This window comes from Actinoplanes sp. NPDC051633 (assembly GCF_040681735.1).
In the GTDB taxonomy this organism is placed as follows: domain Bacteria; phylum Actinomycetota; class Actinomycetes; order Mycobacteriales; family Micromonosporaceae; genus Actinoplanes.
The window spans coordinates 1-2,899 of the sequence record NZ_JBFAZH010000993.1 but is presented as its reverse complement, the minus strand read 5'-3'; the positions used below and the strand labels follow the sequence as shown (position 1 = coordinate 2,899).

Annotated in this window: 4 protein-coding genes; 2 read left to right on the top strand and 2 right to left on the bottom strand. The window is 70.9% G+C overall.

The annotated features are described in order from the left end of the window. Positions 1–175 precede the first annotated feature (175 nt). The gene (locus tag AB0M20_RS35750) at positions 176–709 is read left to right on the top strand and encodes a DUF1003 domain-containing protein (protein WP_364304990.1); all 534 of its coding nucleotides are present in this window, start codon (positions 176–178) and stop codon (positions 707–709) included. A 31-nt stretch (positions 710–740) separates the two neighbouring features. Then, positions 741–1,883 (top strand): Mrp/NBP35 family ATP-binding protein, encoded by a 1,143-nt coding sequence (locus AB0M20_RS35745; protein ID WP_364304988.1) that lies wholly within the window; start codon positions 741–743, stop codon positions 1,881–1,883. On the opposite strand, the gene AB0M20_RS35740 is transcribed toward AB0M20_RS35745, so the two are convergent. Together AB0M20_RS35740 and AB0M20_RS35735 are read right to left on the bottom strand one after the other, a co-directional pair. Then, positions 1,876–2,280 (bottom strand): preprotein translocase subunit TatB, encoded by a 405-nt coding sequence (locus AB0M20_RS35740; RefSeq protein ID WP_364304986.1) that lies wholly within the window; start codon positions 2,278–2,280, stop codon positions 1,876–1,878. The two genes, AB0M20_RS35745 and AB0M20_RS35740, sit on opposite strands and share 8 nt — an antisense overlap. Before the next feature lie 54 nt (positions 2,281–2,334). After that, positions 2,335–2,899, bottom strand: a 565-nt coding sequence (locus AB0M20_RS35735; RefSeq protein WP_364304984.1) for a PDZ domain-containing protein, incomplete at its 5' end; no start/stop codon positions are given.

Below are 2,899 nucleotides of genomic sequence, written 5' to 3'. Positions count from 1 at the left end.
CGGTGGTCGACAACGCGCACCGGCTGGTCGGCGCGGTGACGGTCGACGACGTGCTGGACCACTCCCTGCCCCGCGACTGGCGCGACCGCGACTCCGACGACGAGGAGCAGGGCATCCTGCCGGGCGTCGAGAGTGAGAGCCGCCGCGGCCGGACCGATCGCGGCGAGGCCGGGGAATGACCGAGCCCCGCAGGGAGAAGCTCGGCCGGCTGGATCAACCCGTCGAGCCGGGGCGTGTTCGTCTGCCCCGATTCGACGCCGAGGCGTTCGGCCGATGGTCGGAGAGCATCGCCCGGTACATGGGCACGGCGAACTTCATCGTGATCATGACGCTGGTGATCGCGGCGTGGTTTCTCTGGAACACGCTCGCCCCGGCGACCCTGCGCTTCGACCCGTACACCTTCACGTTCCTGACCTTGATCCTGTCGCTGCAGGCCAGCTATGCCGCGCCGCTGATCCTGCTGGCGCAGAACCGGCAGGCCGACCGCGACCGGCTGGCGATGGAGGAGGACCGGCGGCGGGCCGCTCAGCAGAAGGCGGACACCGAGTATCTGGCCCGTGAGATCGCCTCGCTGCGGATCGCGGTGGGTGAGGTGGCGACCCGTGACTTCCTGCGTTCCGAGCTGGCCCGGCTGGCCGATGAGCTCGACGAGGCGGCGGCCCGGCGGGCGAAGCTGGACCGTAAGGAGTGGGATGAGGACCACCTCTAGCGAGGAAAGTCCCCGAAGTAAGCTCGGATGCATGTCTGCACCAGCTCCCACCATCGAGGACGCGATCCAGGCCGCCCTGGCGACCGTTGACGATCCCGAGATCCGCAAGCCGATCACCGAGCTCGGCATGGTCAAGGGCTTCAGCGTCGCCGGTGAGCTGGTCCGGGTCGAGCTGCTGCTCACGGTGGCCGGCTGCCCGTTGCGCGACAAGCTGAACAACGACATCACCGCCGCGGTCACCCAGATCCCGGGGATCACCGCGGTGGAGATCGACTTCGGTGTGATGAGCGAGGACCAGCGCAAGGCGCTGCAGACATCGCTGCGCGGGGGCCAGACCGCGGAGCCGGTCATTCCGTTCGCGCAGCCGGGTTCGCGGACCAGGGTGTACGCGGTGGCCAGCGGCAAGGGCGGCGTGGGCAAGTCGAGCGTCACGGTGAACCTGGCGGCCGCCCTGGCCAAGCGGGGCCTGGCGGTGGGCGTGCTCGACGCGGACATCTACGGCCACTCGGTGCCGCGGATGCTCGGCGTCGAGGGCCGCCCGACCCGGGTGGAAGAGATGATCATGCCGCCGCAGTCGCACGGCGTGAAGGTGATCTCGATCGGCATGTTCACCGCGGGCAACGCCGCCGTGGTGTGGCGCGGCCCGATGCTGCACCGTGCCTTGCAGCAGTTCCTCGCCGACGTCTACTGGGGCGACCTGGACGTGCTGCTGCTCGACCTGCCGCCGGGCACCGGCGACGTGGCCATCTCCCTGGCCCAGCTGCTGCCCAACGCGGAGATCCTGGTGGTCACCACGCCGCAGCAGGCCGCCGCCGAGGTGGCCGAGCGGGCCGGCGCGATCGCGATGCAGACCCACCAGCGCCTGATCGGCGTGGTGGAGAACATGTCGTGGCTGGAGCTGCCGGACGGCTCGCGCATGGAGGTCTTCGGCGCGGGCGGCGGGCAGACCGTGGCCGACTCGCTGACCACCACGGTCGGCGCCTCGGTGCCGCTGCTGGGTCAGGTGCCGCTGGACACCCGGGTCCGCGAGGCGGGCGACGACGGCACGCCGATCGTGCTGGCGGCACCGGACGCCCCGGCTGCGAGGGCGCTGGACGCGGTCGCCGACAAGCTCGCCGTGCGGCGGGAGTCGCTGGTCGGCAAGCCGCTCGGCCTCAGCGTCAAGGCTAAGTAGCGTCCATGTCGATGGCCGGCCGCGCTTTCGGCGCGGCCGGGGCGGAAGTCGCCGCGTTGATGTCGGCGGCCCGGCCGACGTCCTGCAGGTCGTCCTTGACGCCGTTGATGTCCGACTTCACGTCCTCGAACAGGCCCTGAAGCGGCTTCCGCAGCGCATCCTCCTCGTCCTCCGACAGCAGATGCTTGCGGATGAACGCCTTGGGGTGCAGGTCCTGCAGCTGGATGTCGGTGCCGAGCTCGCGGCTCAGGTCGGAGGTCGCGTTCTGCGCCATCGCGCGCAGCCCGCGCAGCATCCGCAGCCCGTCGCCGATCACCTTGGGCAGCCGTTCGCCGAAGATGAGCAGGGCGAGCAGGAGCAGAGCGCCGATCTCCCACCAGTTCAGGTTTTCGAACACCGCGCTCGCCTCCCCTAGGTCAACGCCAGCCTATCCATCGAATCTGTGGACCGGCTATTTGGCATCCGCGGCCAGCGTCACCGAGGCGCTCTCCCGCTTGGACCCGCGGCGGAACTCGACGGCGACCGTGGCGCCCGGAGCGTACTTGCGGACCAGCGCGATCAGGTCGGTGCCGTCCTCGAGCAGGTGCCCGTCGATCTTGGTGACCACATCGCCGGCCTTGAGCCCGGCGGCGGCCGCGGGCCCGGCCGCGTCGACCGAGCGCAGCCGCGCGCCGTTCGCGGCGTTCGTGCCGCCCGTGCTCACCTCGGCGCCGATCACGGTGCGGCGGGCCTTGCCGGTGTCGATGATGTCCTCGGCCACCCGGCGGGCCTGGTTGATCGGGATGGCGAAGGCGAGGCCGATGTTGCCGGCCTCGGTCTCGGTGCCGCCGACCGATCGGATCACCGAGTTGACGCCGACGACGCGGCCGGCCGCGTCGACCAGCGGGCCGCCGGAGTTGCCCTGGTTCACCGCGGCGTCGGTCTGGATGGCCGCGTAGTAACGGGTGGTGCCGCCCGGCTCCCCCGCCTGGATGGTGCGGTCGAGGGCGCTGACGATGCCGGAGGTGACGGTGTTG

Excerpts from the sequence above, each read along its gene's own strand:
- AB0M20_RS35750 (WP_364304990.1), top strand. The coding sequence starts at position 176 with ATGACCGAGCCCCGCAGGGAGAAGCTCGGCCGGCTGGATCAACCCGTC.
- AB0M20_RS35745 (WP_364304988.1), top strand. The coding sequence starts at position 741 with ATGTCTGCACCAGCTCCCACCATCGAGGACGCGATCCAGGCCGCCCTG.